Source organism: Microcystis sp. M53602_WE12 (assembly GCF_030065455.1).
GTDB classification, from domain to species: Bacteria; Cyanobacteriota; Cyanobacteriia; order Cyanobacteriales; family Microcystaceae; genus Microcystis; species Microcystis aeruginosa.
Window position 1 is genome coordinate 1 of record NZ_JASJFB010000037.1, and the last position, 17,524, is coordinate 17,524.

16 protein-coding genes and 1 tRNA gene are annotated in these 17,524 nt (G+C 43.0%); 11 read left to right on the forward strand and 6 right to left on the reverse strand.

The window, feature by feature from the left end; all coding sequences use genetic code 11:
• Positions 1-295 precede the first annotated feature (295 nt).
• From PX482_RS01495 to PX482_RS01510, 4 genes are all read left to right on the forward strand, one after another.
• A complete protein-coding gene (locus PX482_RS01495) occupies positions 296-1,252 on the forward strand; it encodes a ribonuclease Z (RefSeq protein WP_002762405.1) in 957 nt (318 codons plus the stop codon).
• Between the two features lie 2 nt (positions 1,253-1,254).
• The gene (locus PX482_RS01500) at positions 1,255-4,491 is read left to right on the forward strand and encodes a tubulin-like doman-containing protein (RefSeq protein WP_288026515.1); all 3,237 of its coding nucleotides are present in this window, start codon (positions 1,255-1,257) and stop codon (positions 4,489-4,491) included.
• Positions 4,492-4,967: 476 nt separating this feature from the next.
• Positions 4,968-5,894, forward strand: coding sequence for an ornithine carbamoyltransferase (gene argF, locus PX482_RS01505; protein ID WP_002762401.1), 927 nt, complete (start codon positions 4,968-4,970; stop codon positions 5,892-5,894).
• 132 nt (positions 5,895-6,026) lie between these two features.
• On the forward strand, positions 6,027-6,452 hold the full coding sequence (locus PX482_RS01510; RefSeq protein WP_002762400.1) for a hypothetical protein: 426 nt from the start codon (positions 6,027-6,029) through the stop codon (positions 6,450-6,452).
• A 269-nt stretch (positions 6,453-6,721) separates the two neighbouring features.
• Here the strand turns inward: PX482_RS01510 and malQ are convergent, their stop codons facing one another.
• Both malQ and PX482_RS01520 read right to left on the reverse strand, forming a co-directional pair.
• A complete protein-coding gene (malQ, locus tag PX482_RS01515) occupies positions 6,722-8,224 on the reverse strand; it encodes a 4-alpha-glucanotransferase (protein WP_079209243.1) in 1,503 nt (500 codons plus the stop codon).
• 178 nt (positions 8,225-8,402) lie between these two features.
• Entirely contained in the window at positions 8,403-8,567 is a 165-nt protein-coding gene (locus PX482_RS01520) for a hypothetical protein (protein WP_170915522.1), read from the reverse strand.
• A 599-nt stretch (positions 8,568-9,166) separates the two neighbouring features.
• Here PX482_RS01520 and PX482_RS01525 point away from each other — a divergent pair.
• Positions 9,167-9,892: a hypothetical protein gene (locus PX482_RS01525; RefSeq protein ID WP_193978993.1), complete on the forward strand. Its 726-nt coding sequence runs from the start codon at positions 9,167-9,169 to the stop codon at positions 9,890-9,892.
• A 28-nt stretch (positions 9,893-9,920) separates the two neighbouring features.
• Positions 9,921-10,184 (forward strand): metal-dependent hydrolase, encoded by a 264-nt coding sequence (locus PX482_RS01530; protein ID WP_228051401.1) that lies wholly within the window; start codon positions 9,921-9,923, stop codon positions 10,182-10,184.
• A 177-nt stretch (positions 10,185-10,361) separates the two neighbouring features.
• Here PX482_RS01530 and PX482_RS01535 read toward each other — a convergent pair whose 3' ends face one another.
• A complete protein-coding gene (locus tag PX482_RS01535; protein WP_288028019.1) occupies positions 10,362-10,514 on the reverse strand; it encodes a hypothetical protein in 153 nt (50 codons plus the stop codon).
• Positions 10,515-10,828: 314 nt separating this feature from the next.
• Between PX482_RS01535 and PX482_RS01540 the strand changes: the two genes are divergently transcribed.
• Genes PX482_RS01540 through PX482_RS01550 form a run of 3 tightly spaced genes read left to right on the forward strand, consistent with a single transcriptional unit; the run spans position 10,829 to position 12,468 of the window.
• Positions 10,829-11,155, forward strand: coding sequence for a DUF433 domain-containing protein (locus PX482_RS01540; RefSeq protein ID WP_002762393.1), 327 nt, complete (start codon positions 10,829-10,831; stop codon positions 11,153-11,155).
• Positions 11,152-11,511 carry a DUF5615 family PIN-like protein gene (locus PX482_RS01545; RefSeq protein WP_002762391.1) on the forward strand — a complete coding sequence of 120 codons (360 nt, stop codon included), beginning with the start codon at positions 11,152-11,154 and terminating at the stop codon, positions 11,509-11,511. The genes PX482_RS01540 and PX482_RS01545 overlap by 4 nt, the downstream gene beginning before the upstream one ends.
• A gap of 54 nt (positions 11,512-11,565) precedes the next feature.
• A complete protein-coding gene (locus PX482_RS01550; protein ID WP_288121993.1) occupies positions 11,566-12,468 on the forward strand; it encodes an RpnC/YadD family protein in 903 nt (300 codons plus the stop codon).
• A gap of 29 nt (positions 12,469-12,497) precedes the next feature.
• Here the strand turns inward: PX482_RS01550 and PX482_RS01555 are convergent, their stop codons facing one another.
• Positions 12,498-12,998 carry a sigma factor-like helix-turn-helix DNA-binding protein gene (locus PX482_RS01555; RefSeq protein ID WP_288093841.1) on the reverse strand — a complete coding sequence of 167 codons (501 nt, stop codon included), beginning with the start codon at positions 12,996-12,998 and terminating at the stop codon, positions 12,498-12,500.
• A 184-nt stretch (positions 12,999-13,182) separates the two neighbouring features.
• Here PX482_RS01555 and PX482_RS01560 point away from each other — a divergent pair, with 184 nt between their 5' ends.
• Together PX482_RS01560 and PX482_RS01565 are read left to right on the forward strand one after the other, a co-directional pair.
• Positions 13,183-15,420, forward strand: coding sequence for an FdhF/YdeP family oxidoreductase (locus PX482_RS01560; protein WP_288093842.1), 2,238 nt, complete (start codon positions 13,183-13,185; stop codon positions 15,418-15,420).
• A gap of 289 nt (positions 15,421-15,709) precedes the next feature.
• A complete protein-coding gene (locus tag PX482_RS01565; protein WP_288028021.1) occupies positions 15,710-16,135 on the forward strand; it encodes a lysozyme inhibitor LprI family protein in 426 nt (141 codons plus the stop codon).
• A gap of 59 nt (positions 16,136-16,194) precedes the next feature.
• On the opposite strand, the gene PX482_RS01570 is transcribed toward PX482_RS01565, so the two are convergent.
• Positions 16,195-16,265: transfer RNA gene (locus PX482_RS01570), tRNA-Gly, on the reverse strand.
• 85 nt (positions 16,266-16,350) lie between these two features.
• Positions 16,351-17,088 carry an HAD family hydrolase gene (locus tag PX482_RS01575; RefSeq protein WP_288093843.1) on the reverse strand — a complete coding sequence of 246 codons (738 nt, stop codon included), beginning with the start codon at positions 17,086-17,088 and terminating at the stop codon, positions 16,351-16,353.
• Between the last annotated feature and the right edge of the window lie 436 nt (positions 17,089-17,524).

Genomic DNA, 17,524 nt, shown 5'->3' on the forward strand with positions numbered 1-17,524 from the left:
GATTTCGGCTTAAAGTCTTAGATTATAGAATTTATAGCATTTTTCTAATACACCAAATTAGCTGAAACAGTCCAGTAGGATGGGTTAGCGGTAGCGTAACATGAGCGGGCGTTGGGTTTCATGCTTCAACCCAACCTACGTTCATCTTATATTTAATTCCACCCACCCACTTAGGTCAAAATCAGGGTATTTTCTGTTTTCAAGTGATGAAATACAGAAAAGCAGCAATTCGATCGAGAAATCGATAAAAACAGCCTAGACTAGAAAAAGAATCCTCTATCCTGACAGCTATCCTGTGGAGATTACTTTTTTAGGAACCAGTTCCGGGGTTCCCACTCGTTCCCGTAATGTCTCTAGTATCGCCCTTCGGTTGCCGCAACGGGCAGAAATATGGCTGTTTGACTGTGGAGAAGGAACTCAACACCAGTTACTGCGTAGCGACCTGAAAAGTTCCCAAATCCGACGCATTTTTATCACCCACATGCACGGGGATCATATCTTTGGTCTAATGGGACTGTTAGCCAGTATTGGATTAGCCGGTTCTGCTCAGGATATTGATATCTACGGACCCCCCGGACTAGGGGACTATCTGCGTGCTTGTGCTAAGTATTCCTATACTAATTTAGCCAATCGGGTGCGTGTCCATCCCGTTTCCCCCGGCATACTCTACGAGGATGAAGAATTTACCGTCTCCTGTCAGCTATTAAAACATCGTATTCCCGCCCACGGTTATCGTATCGCCGAAAAAGACCGTCCAGGACGTTTTGATGTGGAAAAAGCCAACGCTTTAGGTATTCCCCCCGGACCAATTTACGGCAAGCTGAAAAAAGGGGAAACTGTCACCCTTCCCGATGGCAGAAAAATTCGCGGTCAGTCCCTCTGCGGAGAAACGGAAATCGGCCGTAAAATTGCCTATTGTACCGATACTATTTTCTGTGAAGGCTCGATCGAATTGGCACAGAATGCAGATGTGCTAATTCATGAGGCGACTTTTGCTCACCAAGATGCCGGATTAGCCTTTGAAAGTGTTCACTCCACTTCGACGATGGCAGCCCAGGTGGCCTTGGCAGCCCAAGTAAAATTGTTATTAATGACCCATTTTAGTCCCCGTTATCTACCGGGGAATTCTCTGGATATTTCCAATCTGTTAGAGGAAGCGCGGGCAATTTTTCCTAACACTAAATTAGCCTACGATTTCCTCACCTACGAAGTCCCCCGCAACCGTCAAGAAATGGTCTTAGGAGTTAAGTAATTATGCCAGCAGCAGTAGAAGAAAAAAGCATGGTTCCCACGGTTTTAGTGGGTATTGGTGGCACGGGTAACGAAATTTTATCGCGATTGCGTCGCTTAATCGAGGAAAGTTATGGCAGTTTGAGTAATTTTCCGATTGTCAGTTTTTTGGTGGTTGACACGGATAAGGATTATAAAATCAGTAATCCTGAAGCTGCTGGCAGTGCTTTTAAAGATAACGAAAAACACTGGGCCCGGGTGAGTGGAAAACAGGTACAGGAGATGGTATCTGACATGGATAGATATCCCTGGATTAATAGTTGGTTTCCCCCGGAATTAGAGAGAAATATTACTTCCCTGGAAGCGGGAGCGGGACAAATTCGCGCCTGTGGTCGTTTTGCTTTATTTTGTAATTATCATGAGATTCAAAGGAAATTTCTGGACGCGGTGAGACGGGTAAAGGGACAAGAAAACTTTATGCTCGATCGCTATGGAATTAAAGTTAGTAATAGTGCCATTAATGTCTTTACTACGGGGTCTTTAAACGGTGGTACGGGTAGCGGAATGTTAATCGATATAGGCTACTGTATTCGTAATTGGTTGCGAGGGGAAAGTAGTCCTTTGAGTACGGCAATTGTTCCCACTCCTGAAGCATTTGCGGGGATTAGTGTCGGCGATCGAGTTTTGGCTAATGGTTACGCTGCCCTGATGGAATTAAATTACTTTTCTGACTACAGAACCGAATATCATCAACAGTTTAGCAGCGGTTTAGTCGATGAAGTGGTTAGTAAATTACCCCCCTTTGACTTTACCTATTTAGTGGGGACAAAAAACGGAGAAGGTGATTTTAAACTCGGTCAAATTAGGGAAATGATCGCCCAAAATATTTTTCTAGATATGACCTCTGATTTTGCCCCTCATAAGCGTTCCATTAGAGATAATATTAAGGGTTCTTGGGCACAAGCTGACCCAGGGGGTCGCGGTTATCCTAAGCAATTTATGAGTTTTGGACTATCAACTATTGAAATTCCTATTGCCCAAATTCGTGCCTCCTTATCGGAACGTTTAGCCAAAGATTTAATTAATTGGTGGCTGAATGATTCCGTGATTTTACCCGCTCAAATGTTGGACTTAGTAAGAGGTGATATCCTCAAAAAAATGCGCTTGAGCGAAGGGGAATTAATTATGGATTTATGTGCCGACAAGGATCGCTCTTTAATTGCCATAATCTCCCAATGGACTAACGAAACTCGTCAGGAAATCAATCAAGATAATTGGCTCTCTTGTACCAAACAGGGTGTTAATATTTTAGGCAATGAACAGGGTAAAATTCTGCAATTTATTAATGATTATTTGACACCAAGAGTCGAGGAATTTAAACGCAATCATTTACTAGAATTGAGTCCCGATGAACGGCTGCACGGCGATTACCTGAAAAAGATTTATAGTAATCGGGATGAAATTATTCAACGGGGTAAAAAGTCCCTGGAAATAGAGTTTTATAATATCCTTGAGGATCGGAACCGTGGGGTAAAATTTGCCGAGAGTTTTATTGTTTTAGTACGACAAATCTTCACCGACATAGCGGAAAAATTCCGTCGCGATCAAGAACAGGTTTGGAGTCAAAACGAAAGTAAACGTCAACGAGAATATGATACAGCCTTAGCAGAAATTAATGATCTGAAAGATAAAATTCACATCTCGAAAAAAGATAAGATGGAACAATATTGTGAACAAGCTTTAACGGGATTGGAAGGCTATTTAATGGCCAATATTCAACGAAAAACCCGAGGTGCAGGAGTAGAGGTTATTAATCGTTTATTGGAACATCTTAATCAATTAGAAAGCCGTTTTAATCGCTTTCGTCAGAAATTAATTCAAAGTCGCGATCTATTTAATCTCCAAGCTAACCAACAGATTGATAGTGCCGATGCTTTGTTAATTAATGGGATTAAATTATTTGACAGACAAGAATTAAATGGTCTTTATCAAGACTTTATCGAACAATTTGCCTCCGGGATTGTCGGTAACAAAAACGCCTACGATACGGGTATGGATAACCTTTGTTTACCCCTCTCAGAAGAGATTTTAAAGCAATCTAGCCTCCTCTGGAAAGAAACGCGCCGCGCTGATGAAAATATGCGTTTATTTGACATAACCGAGATTGCCGATATTCGTCAAGGTGATTTTCAAAAAGTTATCCTAAACCAAGCTAATCAACTCCTACAAAATGCTCCTGCTAGTAGTCGCATTCAGCAGGAATTAGCCGCTTGCGATCGCTTGTTAAAAATCTATAACAACGATGCCGATATTATCAATAATCTTCGCATTGCCTACCAAAAATCGCGACCCCTAATTATGCTTAATCCTGCGGTTTTGCGGGGAAAAGATGCGGGTTTTACACCCCAATTAAATCAAAATATTGCCCTGATTGGAGGAAGAAATACCAGTAACCCGGCAGCCCAAAAAATTATTCCGAAACTGCGGGAATTTATCCCCAACGAAGACGATATTAAACCCTTGGGAGAAGTGGAAAAACATCGTCTTGTCTTCGTGCAGGAAATTGGCGGTTTTTCCCTGCGCTGTCTCGATGGAATGCGAGAACTGCGGCAATCCTATCAAGACTGGAAAGGAGAATTTATTCTCGCTAAACGCGCCCAACAAATGGGGGAAAATCGCGATTTACCTATCCCCGTGCATATCCAAAAGGAACCTCCTTTCTGGGATGTTTTTCCCGAAGATCCGAGTATTTATCAATTGGTGGTGACGTCCCGGGCTTTAAAAGTGCTTTTTCCAGAAGTCAATCGAGTCACTAATGAGAAAACAATTCGCTATGAAATTAAAACCGCAACGGGATTAAAAAAAGTCGATATCGCCACCAGTTGGGAAGATGCGGTACAGGTGTTAGAAGTAAAAGCTTGTCGCGAAGATAAGGAAAAAATTCAAAGTCAGGTGACAGCTAAGTTACAGGATTCGGCCACTCCGGAGAAAAAACAAGCTTTGTATCGGAATTTTATCGAATATTTACAACAACGTTCCGAGGAGTTGACAGGAGGAAAAGATAATACAGAATATAAACGGGAAGATGCAGTTATTTTGCAGTTAATCCATAACTATAAGTTGGATAGCGGTGGAGAAATTCCTCTTTCTCCGGTGACGGAAGTGGCTAACCCAGCTTTAATTATCTGCGGTAATTGTGGACACAAAAACCCGCCTTCGTCTAATTTTTGTTCTAAGTGTGGGGCAAAATTAGTTAAGTAGAAATTAGATTTTGGGTTTGATCCCCCCTGCCCCCCTTGATAAGGGGGGTGCCGATAGGCGGGGAGAGCCACCTTGATAAGGGGGGTGCCGATAGGCGGGGGGATCTACCTTGATAAGGGGGGTGCCGATAGGCGGGGGGATCTACCTTGATAAGGGGGGTGCCGATAGGCGGGGGGAGCCACCTTGATAAGGGGGATGCCGATAGGCGGGGGGAGCCACCTTGATAAGGGGGGTGCCGATAGGCGGGGAGAGCCACCTTGATAAGGGGGGAATCTGACAATTTTTAACACCTACCTAATTTAACGGAAAAAGTGGGGGTGTTAGCTGGACTAACATCCCCCAAAATGAAAATTTTCGGGAAAAATTGCCTAATAGCGAAAAAACTGGATTATAATAAGGTCTTTACTCAAGATTTTTGCTAACCGCTAACTGCCATAAAAGCCAATCAAAACCCCTGTTTATCGAGAGAAAAACCAATGGTAGCCACTTTAAAAGGACGAGATGTTTTAAGAATAACCGACATGAGTAGCGAAGAAATCAGCGCCCTACTCAATCTATCGGCACAGCTTAAAGCTGGCACTCTTAACCCTAGCTGCAAAAAAGTCTTAGGATTGCTATTTTATAAAGCCTCCACCCGGACCCGGGTTTCCTTTACCGTCGCTATGTACCAGTTAGGGGGACAGGTGATCGATCTTAATCCCAGTGTAACCCAAGTGGGGCGCGGGGAACCCTTAGCAGATACAGCCCGGGTACTCGATCGCTATCTCGATATTCTCGCGGTTCGCACCTTTAAACAAGAGGATTTAGAAGCTTTTGCTAATTATTCCCGCATCCCGATTATCAACGCTTTAACGGATTTAGAACATCCCTGTCAGATATTAGCCGATTTACAGACTATCCAAGAGACTTTTCAGACTTTACGGGGAATTAACCTCACCTATGTGGGGGATGGTAATAATGTCGCTAATTCTCTCCTCTTGGGTGGCGCTTTGATGGGGTTAAATGTGCGGGTTGCTTCCCCCGCAAACTATCAACCGGATGGGGAAATTGTCGCCAGCGCCCAAGCTATTGGCGAGAAAACCGGTAGTAAAATCTTAATTACCGACGATCCCGTTACGGCCGTAAAAGACTCTCAGGTGGTCTATACTGATGTCTGGGCAAGTATGGGACAGGAAAGCCTCGCTGATGCCCGAATTCCCGTTTTTCAGCCCTACCAAGTCAATGAACAGCTAATGAGTCACGCTGACAAAGACGCGATTATTCTCCATTGTTTACCTGCTCACCGCGGCGAAGAAATTACCGACGGGGCGATCGAGGGTGTACAATCAAAAGTCTGGGAGCAAGCGGAAAATCGGATGCACGCCCAAAAAGCTTTAATGGTGAGTTTATTGGGATTAATCTAGCTGCAGATGCTCAGTTACCTAAAATAATTATTAAACTACATAATCAATCATCCTAAGACCTGTCCGACACCGGAAGTTAACGCTAGGATTGATGGTAAGAGCAATAATCAGGGCAGCCTCCACACAAACTATATGTCAGACACCTCCGCAGTTAAAAAATATCTCGCCCATTGGTTTCAATTGGGAAAAAAAGTTATTTGTCCCAAAAACCAAGCTATGCTATTTCCGCTGCCAATTTTCAATGCTGATCGCTATTCGTCGGAGTTTGAAGATTGTTGGCAAAAAATGCTTGATCCTGAAAGTGGCGATTGTTACCTAGAAGGTACTCAACAAACTATCCGAGACTTACTTTCCCCTCAATGGGAATTTCATCCCTGCGCTCGTTGTACTATACCCGTACCAATTGAAGTGGTGGGACAATCGAGTTTATCCTGTCCCTGCCATGATTTGAGTAATTGGCCCAATTTAGAATTACCCTTACCCCATTTACCTGTCAATAGTCGAGAAAATCTCGATCGCATCCGGCAAAGATTGCTAAAAAATTCTCACCCACATTAACCGGACAAAAAGAGACGTTAGGGGTAACGTCTCGACAAAAGGGTTGATATTTAGGGTCTGCTGAATAAATCTAAAAACCTTGTTGGATAAGACTTTTAGACTTTTTTTTCCTCAAAAAGTGCCAGCCGTTGCGGGGATCGGGGGGAAAATTCAGGTACTTTTTCCCTGAAAATTAGGTAATTGACCCCCTCAAAATCGGTAAAACCCCACACCCCACACCCCACACCCCACACCCTGCCCCCAGGAAAAGCTTTTTCAGCAAACCCTATTTAACGATTTCTGCCAAAAAGATTGACTAAATCTCGCAATCTCTCGCTATGTTCTCCGGTTAAAGCTTCCTGACGATAGCGCCATGACCAATTCCCTTCTGCGACACTGGGGGTATTCATCCGCGCATCCGATCCTAAACCTAACACATCCTGTAACGGTACGATCGCCTGATTAGCCACGGAACTATAGGCCAGTCGAATCAGATCCCAAGCCACTCCCTGACCACTGGGAGCGCCAAGATATTGATAAAGTCGCGCTTTTTCGTAGTCATTGGCGTTATCTTGAAACCAGCCCACAGTGGTATTATTATCGTGAGTGCCGGTATAAATCACACAGTTGCGTTCGACGTTGAAAGGAAGATAGGGATTACCCGCGTCACCCCCAAAAGCAAAGTGGAGAATCTTCATCCCGGGGAAGGCAAAGTGATCGCGAAAATCTAAGACTGCTTGGTCAATATCGCCCAAATCTTCGGCAATAATCGGCAATTTACCTAAACGAGCGCCAATAGTATTAAAGAGATCATAACCCGGGGCCTTCAGCCAACGACCATTAATGGCGTTTTCCTGGCCAAAAGCCACCGCCCAATAGGCTTCTAATCCGCGAAAATGATCGATACGGATGATATCGACTAGGGAAAGAACCGCTTTTAAACGGCGTACCCACCAGTCAAAGCCCGTATTTTTGAGATAATCCCAGTTATAGAGAGGATTGCCCCATAATTGCCCCGTTTCTGAGAAATAATCCGGGGGAACCCCGGCCACTTCCAAGGGATTACCGGTTTGGGTATCTAGTCGGAAAACCTGCGGATTTGCCCAAACATCGGCGCTATTATGGGAGACATAAATGGGGATATCACCGATAATCTCGATACCGAGGGAGTTAGCATAGCGTTTTAAGGCTAACCACTGCTCAAAAAACTCAAATTGCAGGAATTTGTGCAGAAAAATCTCCTCTTGTAACTCCTGTTTCGGTGTTTCCAACGCACCCCAATGACGTTCGCGAATTTCTGTCGGCCATTCCATCCATGCTTTACCCGGGTAAGCGTGGGATAGGGCCATAAATAGGGCGTAATCCTCTAACCAATCGGCATTGCCAGCACAAAAGCCGGCAAACTGTTTGTAAAGAATTGTGTCAGAACCCTTGACAAAATTGCTAGCCGCCTTTCTGAGTAGGGGAATTTTCCAAGCGATCAATTTATCAAAATCCACTTGATCGAGGGGAAAATCGGGAATATCCTCTAAATCTGCGTCACTAAGCAGGTTTTTCTCCCGAAGAATATCGAGACTAATCAGGAGATGATTGCCGGCAATGGCACTAAAACTCATGTAGGGAGAGTTACCGTACCCTGTCGGGCCTAAAGGGAGAATTTGCCAGAGTTTTTGACCACTTTGAGCCAAAAAATCGATAAATTGATAGGCTTCCCTACCTAGTTCTCCAATCCCGTAACGACCGGGGTGACTGGTGGGATGAAGCAAAATACCGCTAGAACGGCTAAAAGCCATGAAAAAACCCCCTTATCAGTGATTAGGTTAGCAGTTATTAAGTGTTTAAAGCTGAATGCTCACTGCTATCTCCAAGCTAACCCGATCTCGATCGATAAGGGCAATACTTAACAACTTTATTAGACCTATAGGACACAATCAGGCATTACAGCCGTACCGTAACAGATCGTCTTTCCAGTTAAAAAGATTCCTTCGGATCACGTTCCACGTTACCCGGGTAGGTGAAACTGGCACTCGTTGCCGTCGGTTTGACGCGGCTCGATAGTTGGCTGATGGCCGCTCTTTCCTCTTGGGTGAGGGGGCGATCGATAGCTTGGAATTCGTAATATTGGTATTCGCTCATGGCGTGCAACCTATCTCAAGGTTTATGATCGATATGCTAATAATTGTACGGGGATAGTTAGGGTTTAAAGATAAATTCGACAGGACGGGCGCTCTCGGATGTATTAGGAATAGCAAGAATATGCAAATCGCCCGATCTTTACCGATAAGGAAAAAGTTCGGGTGATCGATCAGTAATTTCCCCGCATCGGTCTTTTCAAGAAATCTAATCTATTCCTTTGGATAGCGGCACGGTCAAAATCGATAGGATTACAATTTTTTTTGTTAAGCACTTTAGTGATCGTTGGATATTTCGGCGATTCATTGTCGGCTAATCGTTAAATTTTGTGAAAACAGCCTCATTCGTTGAGATTATCGGAGATAGACTAAGGACAGGTGAATAAGGGGGAAATAATCAGATTACTTGGGGGACAATTGCACAGATGAAATCGCCGAAACTTCATTAGGTTAAGAGTTTTGCCATTTGGAGGAAAGTTCAGATATGACGGATGGCTGCTGTTTGGTGAGGGATGGCACTGAAGCAGCTTGGTTCTGTGAGGGGGGCGAGGAAGCGGTTGGGACAGTAGAGATTGGCAAATTTAAATAGGGAGGAGTTCGCTAATGTCTGAAGAAAATTTAGAATCACTCAATAAACGCTTGGCTGCCTTAGAAGAAGAGAACAAAAATCTCCGTCAGCAGCTTAAAGAAGACGAAGAAATTTATGCCGAACGAATTGTTTTAAAAGCAAGAAAATACTTGTTCGACTGGCTAAAAATATCAGGGATATTCTTGGGAACATCTTCGGCCATTCTAGGGTTGGGATTAATAATGTGGGGAATGGGAACTTTTGAGGATTTTAAAAAGAAAATATCTAAAGAAATAGAAAACATTGATCTAAAAGAGCCAGTTAAACAAAGCGTAGATGAACTCCTAGCGGAACAAATCAATCAATATAGCCAAGAAACTCTGAAAAATACCATTGAATCTGAAGTAAAAAGTCGAGTTGCTAGAGAATTAGGGGAATCTGAGCCAAAATTTTTTGTTGTTGCAGGCTCTTCTAAAAAACCTTCTGATTTGGATAGACAATACGAAAGGGCTAAAGAAATATCTGGCAGTTATTTTGGCATTTCCAAGTATGAGGTGAGAATTTGTGATCCAAAAAAGCCATCTGATAACTACGCTTTAGTAATTGGTTCTGAATCGACTTTTACCGAGGCTGAACAATTAGTTAGACAAGCTATCGCTGATAACTTCCGAGCTACAAATACATACCCAATCTCTACAACTTCTGCCTTTTTTGATATCAATAAATGCCAGGTTATTCAAAAGGCTAATACTAATAGCTAGAAGCATACCTAAAATTTTCCTCGCCTTCATGGCCATCACCCATTCCCTCATCGCAGCAGCAGGCACATCCTTAATCATAGGAACTGCTGACCCAATGGCATTGGGTTTGGCTGTCCTGGGTTCGCAGCTTCCTGACATCGACACCACCACCTCAACCATCAGCAAAATCTTCTTCCCCCTCAGCAGCTTCATGGAAGATAGATTTCCCCACCGCAGTATCACCCACTCTCTTTTGGCGACGGGTTTGATTGCGGCTGTCTCCCTCCCCATCGGCTACTTCCTGGGCAATTAGCTGAGTGCGCTGCCGAAGGCACTCGCTGCGCGAGACCGCACTCTCGTTAGGTCATTTACTCGCCTGTTTCTCCGACTACTCTACTTCTGCTGGTAGTACAATTACGTTTAACGAGGAGTCGGCGATCGCTGTTTTAAGAGGGCAGTACGCAATTGGGACAGTAAACACCAAAATCGTTCAACCTGCGCCATTTAAGGGATGACCGTTCAATTTCCCCAAAACAGCCTGATGTTTCTGCCGCGCTGACCTTTCCTCGGTCGATGTGCGCTGGTTGCCGATAGTCGATAGGTGGATTTCGATAATCTCGTCAATTCTTTCGCTCGATGGCATCGAGTTCCCGACATATTTCGGCGGCCAGCCGATAATCCACACTTCCCGTTAAAGTAGCTCCGTCAAAGTGGCTGCCAGCATAGCAGCCGGGGTTATGGCAGCGGGGCAGTTTATCCCGGTTAAAGGTTTGAAAACAAGGGAAGCACAAGGTAAACTAATTATGATAAAACATTAATATAGAGGTTCTCACACCTGTGTGGCACAGTTAAACCTTTGCTGATTAAGCTTTTTAACATTGATAATGTACCTCCTGCGAACAGGAAATACTATAAATAAGCGGTAAAAATGAAATAAAATTAAGGGGAAAATTAATTATGCAACTAGAAGATTATTTCTTATTTATCTCCGAAGATGATATTAGAATCAAAGGTCATCGGCTCGGAATTGACAACGTACTCTTTTATTTCTTGGAAGGCTATACCCCAGAAGAAATAAATGCTATCTATCCCGATCTAAGTTTAGAGAAAATCTACGCAACTATTACTTATTATTTACAGAATCGGCAAAAAATTGATGCCTATTTATTGCGCCTCCAGAATTGGCGAGAGACTCGCTACCATGAAGCACTGAAAAATCCTTCGCCTCAACGAGAAAAGATGAGAAGAATTAAACAGCAAAGGCAAGATTCTGTCAAGGTATGAAAATCAAGTTTTTACTCGATGAAACCTTATCCCCCCGCTTGAAAGTCGCTGTCTTAAGGTTAAATCCAGAGATAGATATTTTACGCATTGGAGAGCCGAATACACCACCGTTAGGAACTCTTGACCCTGATGTTTTACAGTATTTAGGATTATCTCAACGACTCTTGGTGACAGATAATCGTACCAGTATGCCTGAACATTTAGAAGAATATTGGCAAAAAAATCAACAAATCTGGGGACTGTTTTGGATACGTCCCACAACAACAATGGGAAAACTAGCCGAAGAATTAATTATGATTTGGGAAACTACCGAAGCAGAAGAATGGATCGATATTGTCGATTGGATTCCTTTTTAATTAATGATATAATAAGATTATTGCCGTCCTTTTTATGCTTAATTATTAATTTGAATGACTCGCCAAATTCATGAACAATTTGCTAAGGAATATTTAGAGGAATTACTAACACCTCTAGGGACGATTAGAAAAAGTAAGAAAGTAAAAAGTGAGGTTCAAGAAATCGATGTCTGGTTTGAACCATTTAGCTCACCTCCTCCCACTGAGTTACCTTTAGGATTACTTGGAAAAATGGCGGCTACTTCCTGTTTGTTTGAACCTTTCCGCAATCCCCCGACCGAGGTAGAGATTCGCAGTTGTTTGTCAAAGTTATACACGGTTCATGGGGATGTCTTGAGAAAAGCGAAACGGTCAAACAAAACTCTAACAGACGCTGAACTACCAGTTCTCTGGATTCTAACGCCCACCTTTTCAGCTAGAATGATTGAAGATTTCGGGACTCACAGCGATGAGAGTAATTGGTTAACAGGGGTTTACTTTTTAGCGAAGTCTCTCAAAGCGGGTATCATCGTCATTCATCAATTACCAGTAAATGAAGACACCTTATGGTTGAGGGTATTAGGTAAAGGAGGAACTCAAAAACGAGCAGTTGAAGAGTTAGTTGAACTGCCAGAACGCAATCCTTTTCGAGAGAATTTATTAGAAATTCTGGCCAACTGGCGCAAGAATTTAGAGTTGAGAGATAATTTAAGTACCGAAGAACAGGAGGACATCATGAATCTATCACCAGCTTATTTACAACAAAGGGAAGAGTGGAAGCAAGAAGGGATACAACAAGGTAGTTTAGAAGAACGGTATTCCCTGATAGCCAGTCTTCTGGAAGGACGCTTTGGCAGCCTAGATTCGGAATTATTCAGTCTAGTAGAAAAGATTGCCCAACTTCCCATCTCGGAACGCACCGCTTTACTTCTTTCTTTAGCGAATTTATCCCGCGAGGAATTGTTGGAAAGATTGTAAATTTCGTTTCTCGCTCTTCTTACAGTCGTTCAACGATAACTGTTTTCCTTTTGTTTTTGCCGATAAGCTTCAAATTCGGGGTTACTGGCAAGAATTTGACGGACACGCTCGCGACTTATGCCGTATTTATCCCCTATTTGCTGATAGCTCAATCCTTGTCTATGGAGTTCTAAAAAATCGTAGCTTTTTTGCAGTTTTTCCTTTCTCTGTGCATCTCGTCTTGGGGTTGGACTCTTATCGCTAAGGTGTCCTACTATTTCCCTTCCCAACTCAGTCAAAGAATATTGAGAATCGTGGAAAATAACCAATCCTTGTTTTTCCAATTCTTTAAGTATTTTATGTACTCTGGTTAAATTATGAGCAGTTGTTGCCAATTGCCGAGATGGTTCCGAAAGTATCCGAATTGCCGAATCGATCTCAATCGGATAATCTAACATCCCTTTCAGAATCTGTTTCTGTTTTGCTTGGAGATTAGCGATCATCTCCTCTAAATGTTGAAAGTCTTCATTTTCATCCATCGGAATTACCATTTTAATAGACCTCTCCTTAGTCTGATAAAATCACAATCAGGGGATATTGTCAACAACTAACCGTAGCTTACCCAGTCGTTTATGTCTTGCTGATGCACTTTTTAAAAAATGGTGATAAACTCAACGGTACTGGGTACACTCTCCCTATCGGATGAATTTGAGAAAAAATCGAGAGAAAAAAACAATGAACGAACGAGAAACATCCAACAAAATTGAGGCGGGCGGGGGTTTTCCCGTATTGCAATATTGGGCAGAAAAAACTCTCTCTCCTCAAGGGGTTAAACTCTGGCAAACCTTGAATCATAAAAGTGCCTGTTTAGCTTGCGCTTGGGGAACGGGAGGACAAAAGGGCGGTTTTGTCAACGAAGCGGGGGAAAGTCTGCAACGTTGTCTCAAAAGTGTCGAGGCGATTACCTCCGAATTAATGCCAGGTATTAAAACTGATTTTTTTCAGACCTATCATCTCGCTCAATTACAGTCCTTAACTTCCCTAGAATGCGATCGCTTGGGTCGTTTCAGTTATCCCGTCCTCTTAAAAGCCGGAGAAAGTCACTATCAACGTATTAGTTGGGAAGAAGTGTATCGATTAGCCGAACAAGCTTTTCGTCAACCGTCCGAGACCATTGCCTCCTATAGTTCGGGACGTTCTTCTAATGAAGCCGCCTATCTCTTACAATTGTTTTTCCGGGCATTAGGAAGTAATAATTTAGCCGATTGTTCCGATCTCTGTCATGCCGCCTCGACCGTAGGCTTAAAACAGGTTTTCGGAACCGGAACTTCGATGGTCAGTCTGGAAAGTTTAAAACAAGCCGATTGTGTGGTGTTAATCGGTTCTAACGCTCCGGCTAATCATCCTCGCCTGATGAATGAATTAATTCAAATTCGTGATCGCGGCGGTAAAATTATTATTATTAACCCGCAAATTGAAGTCGGATTGGTCAAATTCTCCTCACCCGCTTTTCCGATTAAATCCCTATTGCGGGGCGGTTCCGATATTTCAACTCTCTACCTACAGCCGATACCGGGTAGCGATACTGCCCTATTCGTCGGATTACAAAAATCTTTAATTGAACAAAATTTAGTGCGGTGGGATTATCTCAAATCCCGTACAGAAAATTGGCAATCTGTTATAGATTATGCCCGACAAACACCATGGGAAACCATTACTAAAACCTGCGGTTTGTCCCGAGAAGAAATTGAAGCAACCGCCGCCCTTTTCGGCAATTTAGAGCGTGTGGTTTTCGCTTGGGCGATGGGGGTTACACAACAGGAAAATGGGGTAGATAATATTATCAGTATTGCCAATACCGCTTTAATGACGGGAAATGCTGGCAAAATCGGAGCCGGAACCATGCCAATCAGAGGTCATTCTAATGTACAGGGCTTCGGTTCTATGGGCGTTACAGTGAGATTACGTCAGGAAATCGCCGAGGCACTTGCTCAACTTTTAGGAAAGCCATTAAATATAACCGGCGGTTATGATACCAGGTCATTAATTGAAGCTGCCGAACGGGGAAAAATTAACACTCTTTTCTGTTTGGGAGGTAATCTTTATGGAGCAAATCCAGATTTAACTCAAGCCAAAAAAGCCTTAGCTCAAATTGATACGATTTTTTATGTAGCTACTAAGCCAAATTTAGGACATTTCCAGGGATTAGCCCGACAAAATACGATAATTTTACCCGTCTTCGCTCGTTTTGAAAATCCTCACCCGACAACCACCGAATCGGGCAATAATTTTGTCCGTTTTAACGAGCGGGGAAGCAGTCATCTACAGGGTTCCCATGTGGATATCATCTCGGAAGTAGAACTGTTAACAAATATTGCCGTCAAGGTTTTAGGCACAAACCCGATTGATTGGTCGAGATTACACGACACCGCCTATATTCGTCAGTTAATCGCCAAAACGATTCCGGGCTATCAAAAAATCGGGCAATTAGATCAAACCCGAACAGAATTTACCATTAGCGGACGGATTTTTACCGAACCCCATTTTCCGACCTCAACCGGAAAAGCGCAAATGTCCGTCACCCCTTTACCCACTTTAAAAGCGCCGCAAAAGCAAGATTTTAACCAACCGGAAAATGCCCCCGGAATTGCCCTGATTCTCGGAACAGGACGCAGTTATGGACAACATAATACCGTCGTTTATCAAGTGGGCGATAAATACCGGGGAATGCCTCACCGTCATTGTTTATTAATGAACGTCGAAGATGCCAAAAAAGCGGGCCTTCAAGAACATCAACGAGTCACCGTCCAAGGAGATGCCGGCAAATTAGAAAATATCGAACTTATTTTCGGTCCGATTCGCGAAGGTGTTGGCTTTATGTTCTATCCCGAAGCCAATGTTTTATTCAAGGCTAAAATCGACCCTCGCTGTGGAACCCCCGCTTATAAACGAGTTCCCGTCTGGGTTTTTTAGTTATCAACTCCTCTAATTTTCTTTTTTGGAAATAATGAAATAGAGTTAAGCAGGTAGGCAAAATTATTTGTAGGATGGGTTAGGGGTAGCGTAACATGAGCAGGCGTTGGGTTTCATGCTTCAACCCAACCTACGTTCATCTTATATTTAGTTCCACCCACCCACTTTTTTGGAAATAATGAAATATAGTTAACCAAGCCAACCAACGAATTGAGCAGAATGAAAAAGCTATGGTCGGTTTGATCGCATTTCTGTTATCTTCTTCTTACCGTCATTAAAGTAAGTAGCCATGGACAAGTTTTTACTAACCTTATTAAGCATAGCAAGTTTATTGGCCGTCGCGATGGCTACCCCTAGCATTGCAAGTCCCGCATCTGGAACGACGAACTTGCAACTAGCTCAAAATCCTAACTGTAACAATCCCCAGACTCAAAGCGAAATGAACATTTGTGCCAGCATCGCTTATCAAAACGCCGATCGCAAGTTAAATCAAGTTTATCGACAACTACTGCCAAAACTGTCAGCTGCTCGCAAACAAAAATTAATTACCGCCCAACAAGCTTGGATTAAGTTTAGAGACAGCAGTTGCGAATTTGAAAGAAGTGCCTATGAGGGAGGCTCTCTAGCTCCCATGATTTACGGTAATTGCTTGGCAGCTGTCACCGAGCAGCGTACCAAAGATTTGCAAAGATATTTAGAAAATAGCGATCTCTAAGTCAGAATCGCCGTTGATATTACCGATAATTCCTTAGACGTTTACTGCACAACAGCCTAAGCGGGTGAGGGGAATCGAACCCCTATCATTAGCTTGGAAGGCTAGGGTTTTACCACTAAACTACACCCGCATTTTCTTAGCACTTTCGTTAGCATAACACGAATTGCCAATTTTTACAAGTAGGGATTTTCAGCTTGTGAATCGCCCCTAGATGGTCAAAAATTGCCTAAAAATCCCGATCGCTCGGTTATTTCCCCGATTTGGCTAAAAGTTTTCTCCACGCGATCGAGGTCTAATTGGGAGAAATTATCGATCGCCCAGTTAGACACTCTCTGCATAAAATGGAAGGGGTAGGTATGAGCGATTCCCACCACCTGCATTCCCGCTCTTTTTGCCGCTTCGCAACCAGCAAAAGTATCTTCAATCACCAGACATTCCCAGGGTTGCAACTGTAGATTAAAATTCCAACGATTGAATCTTTCTACGGCCAGTAAATAACCATCCGGTTGAGGTTTACTGGTGCTAATCTCATCCCCGGTGACAATGACACTAAAGTAATCCCCAAGGCCCGTCTGTTGCAAGATCGATTCTACTTCCGAGCGTATTGCTCCCGTCACCAAACCGATTTGTAGATCCCTGGCCTTAACCCGTTTTAAAAAAGAGTATATCTCTTCATAAATAGGAAGTTTCTCTAATTTTTCTAATCTTTCTCGGTATAAACTGGTTTTTTTGTTAATTAACTTGGTCAGATACTCCTCGGTTACTTGACGACCGCGACGGTTGAGAACATTACGCAAACAGACGCGATCGCTTCTTCCCAGACATAACTCCGCAAATTCCGACCCTAGGGGCAGCAAATTTTCCCCGAGCAAGATTTCATTGATTAACTCTTGATGGATCGGTTCATCATTGATGATCACCCCATTAAAATCGAACAGAACAGCCTTTAACATCAATCTTAGACAGAAAAGCTAATAAATACTATAGCGGTTTTCACGGAAGTTACTACCGATTGAAACGCTGAAACGACTATCTATCAAGGGATTTACTACACCCTATTAGACTGAAAACCGCTAGATCAGTTATCAGTGACTACCGCCAGTCGTCGGTGGCTTAAAATCAGAAAGATTTTAATTTTTATCCCCTTGAAAGGGGAGGCTTGTTACCTCTTGTTCTTAGTCAAGGGATCGGCTAAGATTGTGATAGACAATTTCCAGTCAAAGAGATGAATCAATTAAATTGAAGATAGATTCTGTCTTTGATCCCCCCTTCCCCCCTTGATAAGGGGGATGTCTGGCAATTTTTAACACCTACCTACTTAAAAGAGATGAATCAATTAAAACCCAAACTCGTCAATTATCCGGATTGGGATCGAAAAGAACAAATTAA